General features: G+C 46.8%; 15 protein-coding genes. 12 read left to right on the forward strand and 3 right to left on the reverse strand.

Features of this window, described 5'->3' with window-relative positions; translation table 11 throughout:
* Positions 1 to 19: 19 nt before the first annotated feature.
* Complete coding sequence (locus BLV62_RS10945; protein ID WP_225889562.1) at positions 20 to 886, reverse strand: phytanoyl-CoA dioxygenase family protein; 867 nt, start codon at positions 884 to 886, stop codon at positions 20 to 22.
* A gap of 14 nt (positions 887 to 900) precedes the next feature.
* Here BLV62_RS10945 and BLV62_RS10950 point away from each other — a divergent pair, with 14 nt between their 5' ends.
* From BLV62_RS10950 to BLV62_RS10980, 7 genes are all read left to right on the forward strand, one after another.
* Positions 901 to 1,302: a DUF5856 family protein gene (locus BLV62_RS10950; protein WP_089761537.1), complete on the forward strand. Its 402-nt coding sequence runs from the start codon at positions 901 to 903 to the stop codon at positions 1,300 to 1,302.
* A 157-nt stretch (positions 1,303 to 1,459) separates the two neighbouring features.
* On the forward strand, positions 1,460 to 2,860 hold the full coding sequence (locus BLV62_RS10955) for a peroxiredoxin family protein (RefSeq protein ID WP_139170106.1): 1,401 nt from the start codon (positions 1,460 to 1,462) through the stop codon (positions 2,858 to 2,860).
* 147 nt (positions 2,861 to 3,007) lie between these two features.
* A complete protein-coding gene (locus BLV62_RS10960) occupies positions 3,008 to 3,556 on the forward strand; it encodes an RNA polymerase sigma-70 factor (protein WP_089761541.1) in 549 nt (182 codons plus the stop codon).
* 52 nt (positions 3,557 to 3,608) lie between these two features.
* Positions 3,609 to 4,742: a FecR family protein gene (locus tag BLV62_RS10965; protein WP_089761543.1), complete on the forward strand. Its 1,134-nt coding sequence runs from the start codon at positions 3,609 to 3,611 to the stop codon at positions 4,740 to 4,742.
* Between the two features lie 57 nt (positions 4,743 to 4,799).
* Entirely contained in the window at positions 4,800 to 8,360 is a 3,561-nt protein-coding gene (locus BLV62_RS10970; RefSeq protein WP_089761545.1) for a SusC/RagA family TonB-linked outer membrane protein, read from the forward strand.
* 10 nt (positions 8,361 to 8,370) lie between these two features.
* Positions 8,371 to 9,843 carry a RagB/SusD family nutrient uptake outer membrane protein gene (locus BLV62_RS10975; RefSeq protein ID WP_089761547.1) on the forward strand — a complete coding sequence of 491 codons (1,473 nt, stop codon included), beginning with the start codon at positions 8,371 to 8,373 and terminating at the stop codon, positions 9,841 to 9,843.
* Positions 9,844 to 9,862: 19 nt separating this feature from the next.
* On the forward strand, positions 9,863 to 10,708 hold the full coding sequence (locus tag BLV62_RS10980) for a zinc-binding metallopeptidase (RefSeq protein ID WP_089761549.1): 846 nt from the start codon (positions 9,863 to 9,865) through the stop codon (positions 10,706 to 10,708).
* A 91-nt stretch (positions 10,709 to 10,799) separates the two neighbouring features.
* Here BLV62_RS10980 and BLV62_RS10985 read toward each other — a convergent pair whose 3' ends face one another.
* Together BLV62_RS10985 and BLV62_RS10990 are read right to left on the reverse strand one after the other, a co-directional pair.
* Entirely contained in the window at positions 10,800 to 11,261 is a 462-nt protein-coding gene (locus BLV62_RS10985) for a hypothetical protein (RefSeq protein WP_139170108.1), read from the reverse strand.
* A 50-nt stretch (positions 11,262 to 11,311) separates the two neighbouring features.
* On the reverse strand, positions 11,312 to 12,088 hold the full coding sequence (locus BLV62_RS10990; RefSeq protein ID WP_307381815.1) for a DeoR/GlpR family DNA-binding transcription regulator: 777 nt from the start codon (positions 12,086 to 12,088) through the stop codon (positions 11,312 to 11,314).
* Positions 12,089 to 12,480: 392 nt separating this feature from the next.
* Between BLV62_RS10990 and BLV62_RS10995 the strand changes: the two genes are divergently transcribed.
* The 5 genes from BLV62_RS10995 to BLV62_RS11015 all read left to right on the forward strand — a co-directional run bounded on the left by BLV62_RS10995 (position 12,481) and on the right by BLV62_RS11015 (position 20,608).
* Positions 12,481 to 14,079, forward strand: a complete 1,599-nt coding sequence (locus BLV62_RS10995) for a glycerol-3-phosphate dehydrogenase/oxidase (RefSeq protein WP_089761554.1) — start codon at positions 12,481 to 12,483, stop codon at positions 14,077 to 14,079.
* A gap of 81 nt (positions 14,080 to 14,160) precedes the next feature.
* Entirely contained in the window at positions 14,161 to 15,654 is a 1,494-nt protein-coding gene (gene glpK, locus BLV62_RS11000) for a glycerol kinase GlpK (RefSeq protein ID WP_089761556.1), read from the forward strand.
* Positions 15,655 to 15,677: 23 nt separating this feature from the next.
* The gene (locus BLV62_RS11005) at positions 15,678 to 16,418 is read left to right on the forward strand and encodes an MIP/aquaporin family protein (RefSeq protein ID WP_089761558.1); all 741 of its coding nucleotides are present in this window, start codon (positions 15,678 to 15,680) and stop codon (positions 16,416 to 16,418) included.
* A 168-nt stretch (positions 16,419 to 16,586) separates the two neighbouring features.
* On the forward strand, positions 16,587 to 17,516 hold the full coding sequence (locus BLV62_RS11010; protein ID WP_089761560.1) for a glycerophosphodiester phosphodiesterase family protein: 930 nt from the start codon (positions 16,587 to 16,589) through the stop codon (positions 17,514 to 17,516).
* Between the two features lie 35 nt (positions 17,517 to 17,551).
* The gene (locus BLV62_RS11015) at positions 17,552 to 20,608 is read left to right on the forward strand and encodes a SusC/RagA family TonB-linked outer membrane protein (protein ID WP_089761561.1); all 3,057 of its coding nucleotides are present in this window, start codon (positions 17,552 to 17,554) and stop codon (positions 20,606 to 20,608) included.
* Positions 20,609 to 20,616 lie beyond the last annotated feature (8 nt).

Consider the following 20,616-nt stretch of genomic DNA (forward strand, 5'->3'; position numbering starts at 1 on the left):
AGAAGAAGTCGTCTTGTAATTAAAAGTACAGTTGTTCTGCCCAGTTAAGTTCTCCCGGCAGTTGCTGATCGCTGAATTCCAGGTGTACAACCCGGCGATTCCGGTCGTTCGTGCTCCTCGAGGAAGCATGCAGCAATAGCGGCTGCATGATCATTACGCCGCCTTTTTTTACGCTGCAGCTTTGTTCGGGAGTTGATTCCAGGTTGATGCTTTCGGGTCGTACGATCCTCTTTTTATGAGAGCCTGGAATCACTTTCAGGGCGCCGTTTCCTGCGGTAGTATCATCAAGGTGTATGCGGATAGTGTAGATGTTTTCCAGCAGCGCCAGTGGCGGCTGCACGGCATACTGGTCTGGCTTTACCGTCCATGGACCGTAATTATCCAGTTCTGTTTTTTTATCCACCGAGATAGTGAGATCCTGGTGCCAGGCAACAAACCAGTTCGAATTCCCGGGTTTATCGAAATAGATGGCTTTTACGAGGAAATAATCTTTCCCGAAAAGTTCCCGGATTATTCCTTTCAGTGCAGGCGTGAATAAAGCAGACTTAACTTCAGGCACAGCATGCAGGAACCGGCGAATGGCAAACAGGTCGGTTGTTTTACGGAATAACGGGTTATTGGTATCTGCCTGTCCGATATGTTGAAGGATATCATTCACCTCTTCTTCAGAAAAAACATCATCTATTACCACAAATCCATCTTCGGCCAGGGCTTGCTTATACGTTTCGTACATAGCGAAATTATTGAGCGCCAAGGTACAACGGGCCGGCCTGATTTGCAACATCTGGCCGGAAGGCATTTGAATGCCATTTGGCTGGTCCGCTATTTGATGAACAGGGTAATTGTAGTAAGAAGTACGTGAAACGGCCTCCTTATTTTTTAACATTAAAACTTTAAACTATGAGTTCAACTGCAGTAAAAGACCAGACTAAGACCCAATCGGCGCAAGTTTCTCAGGTGTTTGGAGACATGTTTGCATTCAATAACAGTCTTAAACTTATCCACTGGAATATAACAGGTAAAGGAAGCTATGCGGCGCATATAGCGCTGGACGAAGCGATAGAAGACCTGGTAAAAGCTACAGACCGCCTGGTGGAAACTACAATGGCGACAATGGGCGATATGAACATCGTTATCCCCGAAACCCGCGCGCCGAAAGATCACATAGGCTACATCGAAGGTTTCTATGAACACGTTGATGAATGCAGGGACATGTTCAAGGAAAAATTTACACAGTCTATTATCGACGAATACCAGGAAGCCATCAAACAACTTTTATACAGGCTGAAAAGATTAAGTTAAAATTATTTTAACCAGGGCGGCTAATTTGTTTTAACTGCCCTGGTAATTCCACGTTTTGCGATATTTTCTCCCCCCCTTTCTGTAAAAAAATTTTTTCTCCCCTTCACCCTAATCTGCCAACCGGTTGCCTGGATTAAAAAGAAAACCTAATTCGGGTATGAGACTACGTATATTATTGCTGTTCTTACTGATCTCTTCTTCCCTGGCCGTGCAGGCGGGAGGCAAGCCTGCTAGGATCGAACTTCAGATCTCCAGGCGTGATAATAATATGTATCCTATTCGCGTAAGTTTCTATAAGGGGAATGATGAGTATTATGATAAGATGGAAATGTGGCCGATAACCCAGCCTGTAGAAGTAAAGCGGTATGAACTGCCTGCACTTACACAAGTGGTCTGGATTGCCGACAAAGCGTTGCTGGTAACGGCAGGAGAGCAGTTAACCGTAAAACTTAAATACCAGTCTGTCCCGGCCGGAGGGTTTTACGTGGTGAGCGAGGTTCAGAACCCCGCGAAGCAGTTGTTGCCCTTTAAAATTGACTCCCTGCTGGGGAGAGTGCCAGACAGCCTTGCGTTGAATGACGTATTAAACCGGTTGGCCGACCGGGAACAGCAAATAGGCAAGTTATTGGCAGGAACGGCGCTTTTACCGGCAGAAAGGGATATGTTGCAGACCTATGCTGCTACCAGGCATTTGAAATTTATGGCAGATTACCTGTCGCTGCATCCTGCGGCGGCGGGCGACAGTGTGTTTGTAAAACGCTATTTTGGGAAATTCAGGATACAGGACCCGGTCATTTCCGGTATCGGGAACAAGGGAGAACTGATGTCGGTAGTGCAGTGCTGGAGAATGGGATTAGCGCTGAAAGAGGGTTCAGGAATATTGCAGGACTATGAAAAACTTTTGACGACAGCCGGAAGTAATGAGTTGAAGCAGGTAGCCTGCATGTCGTGGGTCCAGGGAGAACTAAGGGCTAACTACTTTTCGGGGAACATCAGGAAATTAATTCCGGTGATGTTACAAAAATTGCCTGCATCTTCAACAAAAAAAGCAATAGCGGAACTCTATAAAAGCTATTCAACGTTGGATAAAGGCCGTGTGGCCTATAATTTCACGATTAACAGTGAAGGAAGAAATGTAAGATTGTCGGATTTCCGGGGTAAGCTGGTAGTGATCGATTTCTGGGCAACCTGGTGTACCTACTGCAAAGCAAAATTGCCCAGGTACAGGGAAATAAAAGAGCAGTTCGCCGGTAAGCCGGGCATTGTTTTCCTGACGGTTTCCATGGATGATATAGGGGAGGCGGAACTATGGAAACAGCTTTCCGAAAAATTCCAGATCACGGGGCCTGACAATTTGCTGATGAACACCGCTTTGGCTGAAACTACGAAGATCAGGGAGCAATATAAGCTGACGGGAGTGCCGCGGTATATATTGATCGATGAAAATGGGAAGTTTTTAAACAGCTCCTTATCTATTGCCCTGGGAGATGAAGTGGTTGAAGAGATTACCAGGTGCTATAACGAAAGATTTCCTGCCGCGGTAACCGCTACCCGGTAACATCTTTCTTTTTTCTCTAAAAATTCATCTATGATAAATTTGATTAATGTTCTTTAAAAATAGTAACAGCATTTAGCGGAAAATTTGAAGAAAATTGAATTATTCAGCTATTTTGTGTCTGAAATTTAACGGAAGCACAAATGGCCTATGCATCAACCAAAAACAAATAGGTCGGAAGATTTTGAGGAGCTTTTCAGATCGCATTATTCCCATCTTTGTGCAACAGCTTATTATGTAGTGGACAATGAGGAGGCAGCCAAAGATATTGTACAGGATTTTTTTCTTTATTGCTGGAAGAAGCGGGATGAACTTTCTATCCTGAATTTTAATAGCTATTCGACCAGGGCGGTAAGAAATGCAGCGCTGAACTACATCAAACGCGCCGGCAGGATAGCCTTCGATTCAACAGCTATTATAGAAGCAAGCGCAGATCAACTACCCGACGACCAGTATCAACCTGAAGAAAATAAAGAAGCTGCCCTGTGGGCGGCTATTTCCCGTTTGCCTGAACAAAGGCAGCGTATTTTTTTAATGAGCAACAGGGACGAATTAAAGTATAAAGATATAGCCAGCCAGCTGGGAATTTCCGTCAATACAGTTAAAACCCAGATCAAACTGGCCTACCAGTTCCTGAGGAAAGAATGTGAATGGATCGTCAGGTTTGTGATATTCTTATATTTTTTATCAAAATCCTGATCTTTCCCTTCACCCTTTTTAAACATTACGTTGTCTACATACTAACAATTGAATGGAACATTCTGAGAAAAATATTGATTGGGACAAACTGTTAGCTCTCCTGGAAAGTAAAGCAGCCGGGGGAGAGGCCAATACCCTCACGGAAGAAGAAAAGCAGCTGTTGCAGATGGCTGACGAGATCCGTATGCGCTTAAAAAATAAAGATGCAGCCGGTCTGTTTCCTGCGGATGAAGGATGGACAAGGTTCCAACAGGCCATCAGGCAGGAGCCTAAAGTGGTCGGTTACCGGAGATACCTGAAAATAGCAGCTGCTGTAGCAATACTGATCTTTGCAGGTTGGATGGGCAAACAACTGTTGTTCCATCCTAAAAAGCAGGCTACAATAGCCAACGCACTGCCTGAACAATTCCCTGAAATAAAAATGGCGAACGGGAAAAGTATAAGACTGGCCGACAGTGTTGTGGATGTGCAGGCCGGAGGGGCTCATATCCAGGCTTCAGGGAAAAAAGTGGTCTACAAAGCGCTGGACCAATCATCGCCCGGTTCAGGAATGGATACCCTGGAGGTGCCCAGGGGGCGCCAGGTGCCCGTGCAATTGGTTGATGGCACCATTGTAACGCTGAATGCCGAATCGAAAATGGTATTCCCGCAGGCGTTCACTTCAGGTACCAGGACTATAGAGATCTCCGGGGAAGCTTATCTTACCGTGGCTCCCGATGCAGCAAAGCCGTTCGTTGTCAATGCCGCCGGTGTAGAGATCACGGTGCTGGGAACAGAGTTCAATGTCAATACCTATGATCGTATTATCTATACCACGTTGGTGAACGGAAAAGTTAAAGTTGCCGCCGCAGGGAAAGCGGTAACGCTGAAACCCGGAGAACAAATGCAGTATAACAGTTCCGGGGGCGATCAGCAGGTACAACAGGTAGATACGCATCTGTTCACCGCCTGGAAAGACGGCGTTATCTATTTTGAAGACGCTTCCTTAAAAGCGATCACCAATAGCCTGGCCCGGGATTATGACTATAATTTTAAGTTTAAATCGGCAGACCTTATGGACCTGCAGTTTACTATAGAAATACCAAGACCAGCTTCATTACAGGTAGTCCTGGATAAATTGAGCCGGACTACAAATAAGATTGTCTTTAGAGTAGAAAATAGAACAGTAATTATAGATAAAAAGTAAAATCAACCAAAACGGGCATCTACAGCTAACTGTAGCCACTTTGTAAATGATTGACAGATGAAACAAACCAGCAATTTGCTCTGTTGTGGGGCCAGGCGCTTTCGTGTCCTGTTGTTCCTGCTCCTGCTTATGGTTACAGGCGAAACTGCCTATAGCCAGGTAAGTCCTGCACTGGATAAACGGATCACCTATAAAGCGACCAACAAACCATTGGCGCTTGTACTAAAGGATATCCGCGCGCTTTCCAACGTCAGGTTCACCTACAATGCCGACGAGGTAAGAAGGCAACCACCGGTGACCATTGACGTAAAATCAGAAACGCTGGAACGCATACTGAAAACTATCCTGGATGCGAAGAAGCTGGATTTTGTGGAAGATATGGGCGGTATCGTGATCTACCCGGTTACCCCGACGCAACAAAAAACAGTAGAGAAGATCGGCTTCCCCGTTCGTGGCCAGGTAACAGGCCCGGATGGCAACGGTCTTCCGGGTGTAAGTATCCAGGCCGAAAGAACCAAAACAGGGACCGTGACCACCGATAACGGGCTTTTTTCCATGGTGATAGAAGAAGGCGAATCGCTCAGGTTCTCCCTCATGGGAATGAAAGCAGTGACCATGAAAGTGAACACCATGCCTGAAATGTTAAAAGTGCAGATGGAAACTGCACCGATACAGGTGCAGGAAGTATTGGTGAACGGTTACCAGAAAATTGATCCGCGCCTGGCAACCGGCGCAACCTATAAGATCAAGGCGGCAGATATTATGCAGCCGGGAGTGCCAACAGTGGATAAGATGTTGCAGGGTAAAATACCGGGCCTAATGGTAGTGAATAATTCCGGCAGTGTAAACGCGCGGCCTACCATCCGCATGCGCGGTACAAGCACCTTCGTTGGTAATGCTTCCCCCCTCTGGGTAATAGACGGGATGATCAGGACTGATCCTGTTGATATCAGCGCTGAAAGCCTGAACGGCTTATCGAACGGCAACTATTCACTGATGGGAAACGCCATTGCAGGACTGAATCCCTATGATATAGAAAGCATCACTTTTTTGCGCGATGCCGCTGCCACTTCCATTTATGGAGTTCGTGCAGCCAATGGCGTTATAGTTGTTACCACGAAAAGAGGGAAGGCCGGACCGGCAAATGTTACATATAATACCTGGACTAGATTCAGCCGCCGCCCCGGTTACGGCGATCTTCAGCTGATGAACTCAGCGGAGCGGATGTTGTTTTCCCAGCAAATGGTGGAAGACGGAAAACCGGTAAGCGCCAACGGTTTCCTGTATGCAGATTCGTATGAAGCGCTGGTCCGCAAACTTTTCAGGCATGAAATCACAGAAGAGTATTTTAAACAGAAGGTAACGGAAGTTTCCAGCCGTAATACTGACTGGTTTCAGCTCCTCTTCCAGAATGCTGTCAGCACCTCGCATAACATCTCCGTGAGTGGCGGTGTAGGAAATACAACTTATTATACTTCTTTCGGCTTTTTACAGGACCAGGGCGTAGCCAAGCTGGACAGGAACAAACAATTTTCTACCAGTACCAATATCAACACTGCTATTGGTAAACGCGTCACCTTGGGAATTAACATCCTGGGAAGCTACACTAAAAAACGGGGTTACTACAACGGGACTGTCAGCCCGCTGGATTATGCCTTAAAAACCAGCAGAACAGTAGCAAAGGATGATTTCTACGAGATCGCCAACGCAACGGATATTCCTAAAAGATACGGAGCAGGGCCTATTAAATTCAATATTTTCAATGAACTGGATAATACATATAACGAGAACGGGGGATATTCGTTCTCGGTGCAGGTACAGGGTCGCTATGATATAGGGAGAGGTTTCAGTTTCAATAACCAAAGCAGCGTGGGAGTCAATCATATAAACCTCTATAACTATGCTACGGAAAGAAGTTCATACATCGCAAATATCAGGGGGTATAATTATGGAGAAACCTATCCGCAGGAAGTATTGAATCAATCGACTATTCCGATCGGGGGGCTTGGAGCTACAGCATATACCAATATGTTCAGTTATTCTACCCGTAACAGTTTTAATTTCAGTACCAATGTCAGGAATATGCTCGACAGAGTATATGTAGACCTGGGAACAGAGATCAATTCGGCAGTGAATAAAGGTTTGGCAATGCAACGCAGCGGCTTTTTTCCAGACAGGGGAATGAAATTTTATTCCAGCGACCTTGGTAATACGCGGCTCCTGGCTACCAATATAACTGATATGATCACCAATTCTGTGGGTGTATATCTTTCCGGGGGCTACAACTACGATAACCGTTATACGCTTAGCGCTACCGTCAGATCCGACGGTTCCAACAGGTTTGGCCAATATTCCAACCAGAAGTTCCTGCCTAACTACAGCGTGGGATTCAGATGGGATGCGAAAAGTGAAGAATGGCTGAAAGAAAGTAAGTTGATCGACGCTTTATTTGTCAACGCCTCCTATGGTACCCAGGGAAACGTGGTAAACCAGGTGGGTCCATCGCTGATTGCGAGTTACAGCACCAATATTAACGAAGCGAATATCTTTAACAGGCCGGGCATTGTTCTTAAAAGCCTGCCATACCCCGATCTGCGCTGGGAAAAAACGCAGCAATACAACCTGGGGGTGAATGTTTCTGTTTTCAATAACAAAGTGAACATTGATTTTAATACGTACAGGAAGAAAGGCCGTGATCTGATCGTTGCGCATAATATTCCATATGAAAACGGGGTAAGCACTAACCTGACTAATAATGGAGTAATGGATAACTCGGGTTACGAACTTCAATTAACCCTGATCCCGATCCAACGGAAAAATATAAGCCTGTCCCTGACCTTTATGAATAACTGGAATATCAACAACGTAAGGGACACCGGCTATTTAAATACATACAACGATTACCTGAACGGGACCGCAAAAGTGAACGGACGGGCTGTTGATGGCTTCTATTCTTACAGGTACGGGGGGCCGGATCCGCAAACGGGACTGCCTACTGTAACGAATATGAATGATAAGATCTCTTCTCCGGAAAATTTCCTGGTGTATTCAGGCCAGGTACTGCCAAAGCTCACCGGCACATTCTCTTTTACTTTCAGGTACCGGAACCTGTCGTTGTCCAGCGACTTTTATTATGCAGTAGGGAATAAGAAAAGAATGAATGGTTTATACCAATATGGCAACAACCGTTATCCAAGCACCATGGGGAATATGAGCCGGGAAATGCTGGATAGGTGGCGGAAACCGGGAGATGAGCTATACACTAAGATACCTGCGGCTGTAGATCTTTTTAGCCAAGGAACTATCGAAGTGCCTATGGCCAATGCCTCTGGCGCGGCTGTGAGGATTAACAGGTACGATTTATTTGATTTCGGGGATTTAATGGTAGCCGACGGCAGTTTCCTGAGATGCAATGTAATCAACCTCGGATACATGGTGCCTCAATCTGTTGTGAAGCAATTAAAACTGAAAGGGCTGCAACTGGGCGCGGGAGTAAGGAACCCGTTCAAAATAAAAGCCAGGAAACTAAAGGGACAAGACCCTGAAATCGATGGTGTTGGATCTACTGCATTGCCCGTTGTTCCTGAGTATACAGGCAGTATTTCTGTAACTTTTTAAAGCAAGTGAAATGAACCGATATTTATTATTAATTATAATGTTCGCAGGTATTTTTTCTTCCTGTAAAAAGTTCCTGGCCGAAAAGTCAATGAATGAAGTAATACCTACCAAAGTAAGCGAATTTGGAGACCTGCTGGCGCAGGAGGGATACCCCGGGATGCAGACAAGATTTCAGCCACAGGTACAGTTATTCTCAGATGACGTACAATATTATAATTACGGCGCCTACCAGTTCAGTGGGATGGATATCTTATACTACGACTATCCTGCGTTTCAATGGCAATCCGATTACCAGGAACAATGCAAGGTCCTTGGCAGTGTTATGCAGCCGGACTTCAACTCCTGGAAGACCTATTATACCCTGATAATGGGAGCCAACCTTGCATTGCAATATGTTGATGGAGCTATAGGCGAAAAGTGGGAGAAGGACTGGTATAAAGGGCAAGCTTATGCACTGAGGGCCTATTATTATTTTATGCTGGTGAATCTTTATGCGCTGCCGTACAATGATTCTACGACTACGCCTGATAAATTGCCCGGCGTACCGCTGAAACTCGATGTAAACCTTGTTGAAAAAGGGCTCACAAGGAATACGGTAAAGGAAGTATACGACAGGGTGACGAATGACATTGACAGCGCCGTGTATTTACTGGAAAAGGAAAAACACGGGGTGAATCCGAAGATCATGAACAGCGTAGCGGCACACTTGCTGGCCAGCCGTATCTACCTGTACATGGAGAACTGGAAAAAAGCAGAAGAACATGCAACAATAGTGATCCGGCAGCATCCCGAACTGATGGACCTCAACACCTTTACCGACGACCTGCTCATGGCCAGGACCAATGAAGCTATCTGGGCGTATGGAACCAATAACGATGTGAATATAGATGGTATGAGCCGTGTGATCAGCGTATCGCAGGACCTGGCTAAAATCTACGAAGTGAACGATCTCAGGTCGCAAAGGTATTTCTATGAAAACCCTGAATTCCTGAGGATGATATTTCCTCCGGACTATTCGCTGGGTAAAGTGGTCAATGAAACGTGGAGCATTCCTACTGCCTGGAGAAGCTCTGAAGCGTACCTGAACAGGGCGGAAGCGGCTATACAACAGTTCAGGCTGGGCGGAGATCTTGCAAAAGCGCAACTGGCGTTAGATGATCTGAATAAATTAAGAGAAAAGCGGTATCAGGCGGGTACTTATCAACCCTGGGAAGTGACAACGGGCGATGATATGCTGTATAAGTGCCGGCTGGAACGTAGAAGAGAACTGTGTTTCGAAGAAGCGCATCGCTGGATGGACCTCAGGAGGTACGGCATGCCTGAAATAAAACACAAGTTTGCCCCGGCGCCTGATAAAACAGAGATCTATACGCTGAAGAGGCGCGACCCGCAATATGTACTACCCATACCGCAGGAAGTGCTGTTATTCAACGAGAGCCTTACCCAGAACCCGCAGATCACAGGTCAGCGTAAACCGGATTGATTCACTTAAACCAATTACCATGTCAGCTTTTTATAAATCGTTCATCGTACTGCTTTTGGGTATCCTTGCATTTGCAGGGTGCAAAAGAGAACCTGCCCTTCAGCCGGTCATGCCCGCAAATCTGTATAAGATCCCGCAGGGAAACCAGCCATACGACGATACTATTATGGCTTTTTACAAAGAATACGGAAGTTATATCCTGTATAAGTTCACACAAGCAGAATTTAAATCAGGTTTTGACGCAGGGTCAGTAGATTCGGCTCTCCAGGGAACGCCTGAAGCTGTTGGCCGGGCAATCAGCGTTTTCAAGGAGCATTGCCTGAAACACTATCCTGAAGCGTTCAGGAAAACAACAATGCCTTTTGTGATCATGCTTTCTTCCGGCTTGTTTATCTATAAACCGGAGTTGCAGAAGTTTTTTTATGAAGATGCTTCCTGCCGGGCTACCGACAAATCTTTTACCCTTGGATTTGTGAACAACGACCTGTTAACAAAAGGCAACGATTACCTGAATACCTGTACCGGGAACATGCACCGTTATTATATGACCCATGCCATATTAAATGGGCGTATACGCGTACCGGAAGCATTCAGGAAACTAACGCCTACCAATGTATGGGGAGTTACGGATTTTTATGCGGTAGGGTTGCTGGAAGAGGATATGTCCTTAAATCCGGTGGTTGATCTGGGTTGCTATATCAAAACTATTACAACGCATACCTTCGAAGAGATGCAGTCCCTGTATTTTGCTCCGGGGGTAGATAAAAATGGATTGATAAAGAAGAAATACAATATAGCAGTGAACTATTTTAAAGACTCCTGTAATATTGATCTGCAGGCCATTGGCAATGTTCATCCCAAATAATTTTTTCTCATAAGCCAGACACGTTCCAATAACAAACCACTCGATGTTCCAGGGTCTCTACGTCTGTAGAGACCCTCATTATATAATCTGCTTATGGCTGTTCGCAGGTGAAAGTCGTGCTGCAGTTGCCGTTGGCGGCTGTCATGGTTGTGTTGTAAGTCTGCGCCCGCACGGGAGTGCCGCTGGCCAGCAACTTCACAGGTTGCAGCCCTGTATCGTTGAATGTTCCCTGGCCCGCAAAACTAACCCCGTTTACAACCGGTGTTTTCATGGTCCAGGCGCCGGTCCTGGTAACATAAACGGTTACACGAATAAAGTTCGTGGCGTCTGCCGCTTTACCAACGGTATAAGCGCCTTCTACGACGGCATCCGAACAGGCGCCGTTCACAGATATGAATTCGTATTTGGCGCTGTTGGCGGGATCGGGTACGGTAAAATCGGGCCCCGGGTTCAGGCTTAGCGGGTAATCGGCAGGCACTTCTTTAACACAGGATGATAAAAGGAAGAAAGCAGCTGAGAGCTGCATTAAAAAAATAGGCAACTGTTTTTTCATAGGATACAGGCGGTTAATGAAATGCAAGATAACGCTTATCCGGTTAAATTTTAAGCCTGGACAACTGTCACCTTCACGCCCATATCTTCCAGTTGTTTGACGATATGTTGGGGTACTCCGCTGTCGGTAATGATTTCGTCGATGTCTTCCAGGCCGCAGATCCTGCCAAAACCGCGTTTGCCGAATTTGGAAGAATCGGCCAGTACGATGGTTTTCTGTACTGTGTTGATCATTTTCTGGTTAAGGTGGGCTTCCAGTATATTCGTGGTGGTGAGTCCGAACTCCAGGTCGATGCCGTCAACGCCCAGGAATAGTTTGCTGCAGGAGAAATCCTGTAAGATCCTTTCTGCATAGGGTCCGGTTACGGAAGAAGAGCTGTTGCGGAGATGTCCGCCCAACTGGATCACTTCAATATCGGGATGGCGGAGTAATTCTAATGCTACGTTCAGGGCGCTGGTGATCACAGTAAGGTGTCCGCGTGGCTGTATATGTTTAGCGAGATTATGAACGGTTGTGCCGGAGGCAATGATGATGGCGTCGTTGGGGGCTATGAGTGCAGCGCCGGCATGGCCGATCCCTGACTTCTCTTCTTTGCGGATATTCGCTTTTTCATTAACCGGTTTGTCGTTCGTATAAGGGTTGTTGATAGTGGCCCCGCCATGCGAGCGGAAGAGTAAGGCCTTATCTTCCAGCAATTTCAAATCCTTTCGAATTGTTACCCCGGAAACATCCAAATCTTTACACAGGTCCAATACATTCACATATCCTTTCTCATGTAACTTATCAAGTATATACTTATGACGTTCAGCGATATTGATCATAGACATAACGTAAAATTAACTTATAAAACTATCACCGGTTCTTCTTTTTTTCCCAAGTTTGCACCCGAAACCATTTGCTTACAAATATCAACTAAATAGTTTCGTTTTAACCTATACGAGGCTAATTTAGTAATTTATTAACGCATCAAATGTAACCATAACGATTCAGAAGGAAAGGAAATGAAACCGCATCTGATTATATAATCTAATATTAATCTATATTAATCACTTGTAATCAAGAAGAAAATATTTGGAGGAAAAATTTGTTTACCTATCATCCAAAATTTTTTTGGCTTTTCATTTTATTTTCTATTTTGGTTTCGAATTGTTTCTTTTTATTACTTATCTCAATAAAAATTAAACAACCGAAATCAAACAAAAGTGAATCGCGCAATCAAATGAAGAGAATCGAATCTATACAACAGGTCAGGCAATCAGTATCAAAAAGCTGGGACATGATCATTATCGGTGGCGGAGCCACCGGGTTAGGAGTAGCAATGGATGCAGCCAAAAGAGGATTTAAAACTGTCCTGTTAGAACAAGCCGATTTTGCCAAAGGTACCTCCAGCAGGAGCACCAAGTTAGTGCATGGGGGAGTCAGGTACCTGGCGCAGGGCGACGTGGCATTAGTACGGGAAGCGTTATACGAAAGAGGCCTGTTGCTGGCCAATGCGCCTCACCTGGCACATAATCAACAATTCGTCATTCCCCAGTACCGTTGGTGGGATGGCCCTTTTTATACGATCGGCTTAAAGATCTATGATCTCTTATCCGGTAAACTCAGCCTGGGAAAGTCCATGCACATAGGAAAACAGGAAGTGCTCAGGCGCTTGCCTAATATCCGGGAAAAAGGACTAAAAGGAGGTATTGTATACCACGACGGGCAATTTGATGATGCCCGCCTGGCAGTGAACATCGCACAAACAGCCGCTGAAAACGGCGCCGTACTCCTGAACTATTGCAAAGTGAAAGCATTGCAGAAAACAGGCGGCAAAGTGAGCGGCGTTATTGCAGAAGATCTTGAGACCGGTGAACAATATCAATTGCAGGGTAAAACAGTGATCAATGCCACCGGCGTATTTGTAGATGAAGTATTGCAGATGGATAATCCATCGGCGCCTAATATGGTTAGGCCCAGCCAGGGCGTACACCTGGTGCTGGATGCTTCTTTCCTTAACAGCAGCAGCGCTGTTATGATCCCTAAAACATCCGACGGGCGCGTACTTTTTGCCGTACCATGGCATAATAAAGTGTTGCTTGGAACTACAGATACGCCGCTGGACCAGCATAGCCTGGAACCCGTTGCGCTGGAAGAAGAGATCAACTTTATCCTGAACACTGCCGGGGCATACCTTACCCGGGCGCCTCAACGTAAAGACGTGTTAAGCGTATTTGCCGGCCTGCGTCCCCTGGCGGCGCCACAGAAAAACACCGGCAGCACCAAGGAGATCTCCAGGAGCCATAAGATCCTTGTTGCGGATTCCGGCCTGATCACCATTACAGGCGGAAAATGGACTACCTTCCGTAAAATGGCGGAAGACGTAGTGGATATGGCCATCAAAAAAGGAGGATTGTTGCCTGTTAACTGCACTACCAGGACGCTCCGCATCCATGGCTACCAGCAAAAACCGGCGCCCGCACCGTTCGATGTTTATGGAAGTGATGCCGCCGAAATAGAATCTTATATTGTTCGTAATCCGGCAATGGGTGCTAAATTGCATCCGGCGTTACCTTATGTTAAAGCCCAGGTAATATGGGCGGTGCAAAATGAAATGGCTGTCACAGTAGAGGATGTATTGGCAAGAAGATTAAGGGCTTTGTTCCTTGATGCTGCAGCCGCAATTGAAATGGCGCCCGCCGTTGCAGCACTGATGGCTACAGTGAACGGAAAAGACGCCGCATGGCAGCAGCAACAGGTGGAAGCATTTACCAAAATGGCCGGCCACTATTTGCTGAATAATGAAAACAAACGCCGGCAAATGCCGCTTAGCGCCTAAGCAGGAACAATGATCGCTGAAATAACCAATATACGCGCTTTTAAAAAGCTGCGACTAGTAATATCCACGAAATAGAAAAATATGAACAAGTACGTAATGGCGCTGGACCAGGGAACAACCAGTTCCCGTGCAATTATCTTCGATAAGGCAGGGACACCGGTTTCTGTGGCGCAAAAAGAATTTACCCAGATATTTCCTCAACCAGGATGGGTCGAGCATGACCCAACCGAGATCTGGAGCAGCCAGATCGGCGTGGCCACCGAAGCCATGGCCAAAGCCGGGCTGGAAGGGGGTAATATCGCCGCCATCGGCATCACCAACCAGCGCGAAACAACAATTGTTTGGGACCGTGAAACAGGTAAACCTGTTTACAACGCTATCGTATGGCAGGACCGCCGCACCGCCAAATTCTGTGATCAACTGAAAGCTGAAGGAAAAGAAACAATGGTCCGCGAGAAAACAGGATTAGTGATCGACGCCTATTTCTCCGGCACCAAAATAAAATGGATACTCGATCATGTAGAAGGCGCCAGGAAAAAGGCTCAACAAGGCAAACTTGCATTTGGGACCGTAGATAGCTGGCTTACCTGGAATCTGACACATGGCGAAGTACATGCAACCGATATCACTAACGCTTCCCGCACCATGCTGTTCAACATACATACGCAGCAATGGGACGAAGAACTGCTCGCGTTACTCGATATTCCTGCCAGCATATTGCCTGTAGTGAACGAATCCAGCGCCATATCAGGCTATACAGCTCCCGGCGTTTTTGCCGCCCAGATACCGGTTGCTGGAATAGCCGGAGATCAGCATGCTGCTTTATTCGGGCAGATGTGCACCGCCCCGGGAATGGTAAAGAACACTTATGGCACCGGGTGTTTTATGTTGATGAACATCGGCCAGGAACCTATCATCAGCAAAAACAACCTGCTCACAACCGTTGCCTGGAAAGTGAACGGCGAGATCAACTACGCCCTGGAAGGAAGTATTTTCATCGCAGGCGCTATTGTGCAATGGCTGAGGGACGGCCTTGGCATTATCCGCTCTTCTTCAGAAGTGGAAGCGCTGGCGGCCTCCGTTCCGCAGAACGACGGCGTATACCTGGTACCGGCTTTCGCTGGTTTAGGCGCCCCGCATTGGGATCAGCATGCCCGCGGTACGCTGGTAGGTATGACCCGCGGTACAAACGCCGGCCATATTGCCCGCGCAGCGCTGGAAAGCATCGCTTACCAGACTATGGACGTACTGAAAGCAATGGAAGCGGATGCCGGACTTAGTATAAAAGAATTAAGAGTAGACGGCGGTGCAACAAGCAATAACCTGCTGATGCAATTCCAGGCAGATGTACTGCAAACAAAAGTAGTACGCCCGGGTATAACCGAAACCACTGCATTGGGCGCTGCCTACCTGGCCGGCCTGGCAGTCGGATACTGGGAAAACCTGGAAGAGATCCGCAGTCAGTGGAATATGGAAAAATGCTTTACGCCGGATGGCTCTGCCGATCAGCGTAAACAATGGATTGACGGCTGGAACAGGGCTATTGCCACAGCTAAAACCTGGGCTCAACTTTAATTCATTTTAAAACTGATTTTTCCATGTCTCCTTTTTTAGCAGAATTCCTCGGTACAATGATGCTGGTACTCCTCGGTAACGGGGTAGTGGCCAACGTAGTACTTAATAAAACGAAAGGTAATAACAGCGGATGGATCGTGATCACTACCGCCTGGGCCTTAGCCGTGTATGTTGGCGTGGTGATCTCCGGCTCGTTCAGCGGAGGCCATATAAACCCTGCTGTTACCATCGCCATGGCGGTGGCGCATAAGCTACCATGGGCAGATGTACCTTTCTATATACTCGCTCAACTGGCGGGCGCCATGCTCGGCACTTCCCTGGTATGGCTAAACTATAAAGATCATTTCGATCTGACAGAAGATGGCGCTGCGCAACGCGCCGCCTTTTGCACGGAACCGGCTATACGAAATATTGCCCGCAACTTCATCTGTGAAGTTACTGGAACCTTCGTGTTGCTGTTCACCATCTTCTATTTTGCCGATCCTTCTATGATAGCGGAGAGCGGCACCAAACAACCGATAGGGATGGGGGCGCTGGGCGCTATTCCTGCCGCCTTCCTCGTATGGGTGATCGGGTTGGCATTAGGCGGTACAACCGGCTATGCGATCAACCCGGCAAGAGACCTGGGGCCAAGGATCATGCACCAGATCCTGCCAATGAAACATAAGTCGCACAGCGATTGGAGCTATGCCTGGGTACCTGTGATTGGTCCCATCTGCGGAGCTGTGCTGGCTGCAGTATTGTACCTGGCAATTCAAAAATAAAAGCGGGGACCAGTCAACAACCTGCTGGTCCCATAAACGGAAACCATGCATTTTGTTAATAGCCGGAAACTATGACGCTATTACAACGGAAACGGATTAACAGATAATTGCCTGTGGCGCTGGAACAATGACGCTATAGGCTGCAAACGGAAACACACTATCACTACCATGCGAACAAAAAAACAACTGTCATTAGCCGTAGTGGCACTGGCTGCCTGCACTGCATTTACAGCTTGTAAAACTACCAGGTCTGCCCGGCAAACCGCCGCAGATCCTACCGTCTTCAAAGTAGGGCACCGCGGTACCCGCGGCCTGATGCCGGAAAACACTATCCCGGCAATGTACAAAGGGTTGGAAGTGGGAGCCAACACCATCGAATTTGATATCCACATCACCAAAGACGGACAGGTAATGGTCTACCACGATGCGTCCTTCACCCCGTCGTACACCACCATGCCTGATGGAAAGAATATTCCGCCTGCGGAAAGGTCGAAGTATACTTTCTACCAGATGAACTACAGCGATATCCGCTCATTCATCATCGGTGAAAAGCCTTATCCTGCATTTCCTGAACAGCAACGCATGCGCAGTTATGCTCCGCTTCTGTCTGAAATGATAGACTCCGTGGAAGCATATACGAAACAACATCATCTGCCGCCTGCGTACTACCTGCTGGAGATCAAATCTTCTGAAAAAACAGATGGTAAAGAACAACCTGCACCGGAAGAATACATAGAAAGGATGATGGCAGTGAAACAATTGAAACAACTGGGCAACAGGTTGTATGTGCAGTCTTTTGATCCGCGGCCTTTACAGGTAATGCACCGTAAATATCCATCTATCAAACTGGGCTTCCTGACATCAGATAAGAAACACACTTTTGAGCAACACCTGGAACAGCTTGGATTTACACCGTATTTCTACAACCCGGCCTATGAAATGGTTACACCTGAACTGGTAAAGAAATGCCACGACAGGCATATTACCATTGTGCCGTGGACTGTACAAACGGTTGATGAAATGAAGAAGCTGCGCAGTATGGGTGTGGATGGCATCATCAGTGATTATCCAAACAAGTTCCATGAAGCTGGGCTTTAACCAAAACCGCTTACCAGTAATCTAAAATTAGCTAAATGAAATCTTTGTATCTGCGCCTGTGCAAACAGGCCGCCACGTTATTGCTTTGCCTCACGGCCACTTTGGGGCAACTATCTCTGTACGCACAAAACGTTCCCATAACAGGTAAGGTGGTATCCGAATCAGGCGCTCCTGTTATTGGTGTAAGTATCCAGGTGGTGGGAACCTCCAAAGGTACCAGCACCGACGTGGATGGTAAATTTAAACTGGACGCTCCCGCCGGCGCCACGCTGAAATTGACTTTCATCGGTTACCTGCCTAAAGAAGTGAAAGCCGATGCTTCCAAACCAATGATCATTGCACTGGTAGAAGACATCCAGAAACTGAACGACGTAGTGGTAGTAGGTTATGGTACCCAGAAGAAAGTATCCGTAACCGGCGCTATCAGCACGGTTGACATGAAAGACAAAGCAGGTCAGCCTATTACTAACGTCAGTAACGCATTGCACGGCGTACCGGGTCTTTCTGTTAACCTGAGCAACAGCCAGCCGGGTGTCGACAGAAGTACCATCCGTATCCGCGGTATCGGAACAACCAGCGCCTCCGGCGCCAGCCCGATGGTATTGGTAGACGGGATCGAATATTCTATGGATGAACTGAACCCGAACGATATCGAAAGTGTAACCGTACTGAAAGACGCTGCCGCAGCCATCTATGGTTCAAAAGGTGCGAATGGCGTAATTATGGTGACCACTAAAAAAGGTAAAGGACAAGCCCGCGTCGACTATGGTTTCAACTACGGCCGTCAGCGCGCTACCTATCTTCCTGATATCATCGATGATCCTATCGCCTACATGAACCTGAAGAACCAGGCCCTGCTCAACGAAGGTAAAGCGGTTGAGTATTCGGCAGCGGATATCGAAGAATACAAGAATGGGATGTCTAAAGATCCTTTCACTTACCCTGCCAATAACTGGTACAAAATTGCGTTGAAGGATGGCGTATTGAAGAAGCATGACCTGAGCGTTTCCGGAAGCGGCGAAAAATACCAGTACCGTTTATCCCTGGGCTATCTCGACAGGGATGGTATCCTGTTCGGACCCGGCAACCATGAAAAAAAATATTCCCTGGGTGTTAATGTTTCTGCAGATATCACCAAACGTTTAAAAGTTGGCGCTACCCTGGACGGTTATTATCGCAATTATACGCAACCGTTTTATACTGATACCTGGACATACCTGGCCCGGGCCCTGCCTATCCTGAGCGATACATTACAGGATGGCCGCTACGGTAACTCATGGCTCCGGACCGCAGGACGCAACAACTGGGAAAACCCCCGCATGCTGGCTTTCAACGGCCTGCAAACGAAAGTTGTACAACGTTTTTTAAGTACCGTTTTCCTGGAATATAAACTGCCGTTCGATCTTAAATATTCTGCAAAGTTTGGTGTGGATAAATATGATGGTTTGCTGAGTGGTTTTACTCCGCGTATGCAAACATTCAATCCCAAAACCGGCGCTCCTATTAACTGGAATAGCCCGGCAACGGCGCCAAGGGCTGCTAAAACAGATTACAACGATCTGAATATTACATTCTTCAATACATTGGATTGGGCCCGCTCTTTCGGTAAACATAACCTCTCGGCTATGATAGGCGCATCCTACTATAATGCATCTCCGGAATCATGGGCTACCAGTTTCTATGGCTACCTCGATGGATCATTAGACGCCTTTGACGCAGGTAATACCTGGAATTCGACTTCCGGTAATCTGACCCGCGATGTGCTGGAATCTTACTTTGGCCGTGTCAATTACGATTACGATGGCCGTTATCTCTTCCAGGCTACTTTACGTTCTGATGGTTCCAGCCGTCTGAGCCCAGCTACCCGCTGGATGAGTTTCCCGTCGGCAGAACTGGGATGGCGTATAGATAAGGAATCTTTCTTCCGCAGCAACTTTATTTCGTTACTGAAATTACGCGGTTCTTATGGCTCTATGGGTAACCAGAGCGTTCCGTTGTACAGCTATATGAGAACAGTAAGATTGGGAGAAGATTATAGCTTTGGCGGTACGCAGGTTCCGGGCGCTGCTATGCTGGCGGATGCAGATCCGAGATTGCGTTGGGAAAGAACTACTTCAGCCAATATCGGCGCTGATATCAATTTGCTGAAAAGCCGTGTGGCTTTGAGCCTCGACGTTTACAACCGGAAAACCACAGGTATGCTTCGTCCGAAAGCCCTGCCTTCGCAGGTAGGTGGTTTAAGCGGTACGCAGAAGAACGTAGGTAGTATGCTGAACAGGGGTGTTGAGTTCACCGCCCAGTATTCAGACCAGTTTGGCGATGTTGGATTGAATGTTTATGGAAACGTTTCTTATAACTACAATGAGATCACATCCCTTGACGGTGAAATAGTGTACAATTCAGATGGTACTATATTGAAAGAAGGTTCTCCTATCAACTCGTTCTATATTCTGCAGGCAGAAGGATTGTTCCAGACAGCAGATGAAGTGAAGAACTGGGCTTACCAGGGACCAAAGACCAAGCCGGGATATATCAAATATAAAGATCAGAATGGAGATGGAATTATTAACGGCGATGACCGTGTATTGGTCAACATCTCATCCCAGACGCCGAAATGGAACTATGCTTTCGGGTTTACCGTTAACTACAAAGGTCTTTCCCTGAACACTGCATTCCAGGGTGTTGGCGGTATTAAAGCATTACCTGTTGCTAACCTGATCTTCCCGTTCAACAACGGCGCCAACGCTACCAAGAACTGGTTAACGGATGCCTGGACTCCTGAAAATCCGGATGCTAAATTGCCAATCGTTACAACCAGCACAGGAAACGTAGATAACTTCCAGCGTTCTACCTTCTGGTTAAGGGATGTTTCTTACCTGCGTATGCGTAATATCCAACTGGCCTATGCACTGCCGCAAAGATGGCTGGATAAGGCAAAGATCAAGAAAGTAAGTGTGTTCATCAACGGTGAAAACCTGCTGACCTTCTCTCCGTTCAAGGAATTTGATCCTGAATCCATAATGGATCAAACCGATCTGTATACTTATCCGATGCTGAAAACTTTCAATGGCGGTATTAACGTAACCTTCTAATTGCAATG

It is taken from the genome of Chitinophaga terrae (ex Kim and Jung 2007) (assembly GCF_900107795.1).
GTDB lineage: Bacteria > Bacteroidota > Bacteroidia > Chitinophagales > Chitinophagaceae > Chitinophaga > Chitinophaga terrae.

Coding starts and splice junctions, on each gene's coding strand:
- BLV62_RS10995 (WP_089761554.1), top strand. CDS start 12,481: ATGAAGAGAATCGAATCTATACAACAGGTCAGGCAATCAGTATCAAAA.
- BLV62_RS10985 (WP_139170108.1), bottom strand. CDS start 11,261: ATGAAAAAACAGTTGCCTATTTTTTTAATGCAGCTCTCAGCTGCTTTC.
- BLV62_RS10965 (WP_089761543.1), top strand. CDS start 3,609: ATGGAACATTCTGAGAAAAATATTGATTGGGACAAACTGTTAGCTCTC.
- BLV62_RS10955 (WP_139170106.1), top strand. CDS start 1,460: ATGAGACTACGTATATTATTGCTGTTCTTACTGATCTCTTCTTCCCTG.
- BLV62_RS10990 (WP_307381815.1), bottom strand. CDS start 12,088: ATGTCTATGATCAATATCGCTGAACGTCATAAGTATATACTTGATAAG.
- BLV62_RS11015 (WP_089761561.1), top strand. CDS start 17,552: ATGAAATCTTTGTATCTGCGCCTGTGCAAACAGGCCGCCACGTTATTG.
- BLV62_RS10960 (WP_089761541.1), top strand. CDS start 3,008: ATGCATCAACCAAAAACAAATAGGTCGGAAGATTTTGAGGAGCTTTTC.
- BLV62_RS10945 (WP_225889562.1), bottom strand. CDS start 886: ATGTTAAAAAATAAGGAGGCCGTTTCACGTACTTCTTACTACAATTAC.
- BLV62_RS10975 (WP_089761547.1), top strand. CDS start 8,371: ATGAACCGATATTTATTATTAATTATAATGTTCGCAGGTATTTTTTCT.
- BLV62_RS10980 (WP_089761549.1), top strand. CDS start 9,863: ATGTCAGCTTTTTATAAATCGTTCATCGTACTGCTTTTGGGTATCCTT.
- BLV62_RS10970 (WP_089761545.1), top strand. CDS start 4,800: ATGAAACAAACCAGCAATTTGCTCTGTTGTGGGGCCAGGCGCTTTCGT.
- BLV62_RS11005 (WP_089761558.1), top strand. CDS start 15,678: ATGTCTCCTTTTTTAGCAGAATTCCTCGGTACAATGATGCTGGTACTC.
- glpK (WP_089761556.1), top strand. CDS start 14,161: ATGAACAAGTACGTAATGGCGCTGGACCAGGGAACAACCAGTTCCCGT.
- BLV62_RS10950 (WP_089761537.1), top strand. CDS start 901: ATGAGTTCAACTGCAGTAAAAGACCAGACTAAGACCCAATCGGCGCAA.
- BLV62_RS11010 (WP_089761560.1), top strand. CDS start 16,587: ATGCGAACAAAAAAACAACTGTCATTAGCCGTAGTGGCACTGGCTGCC.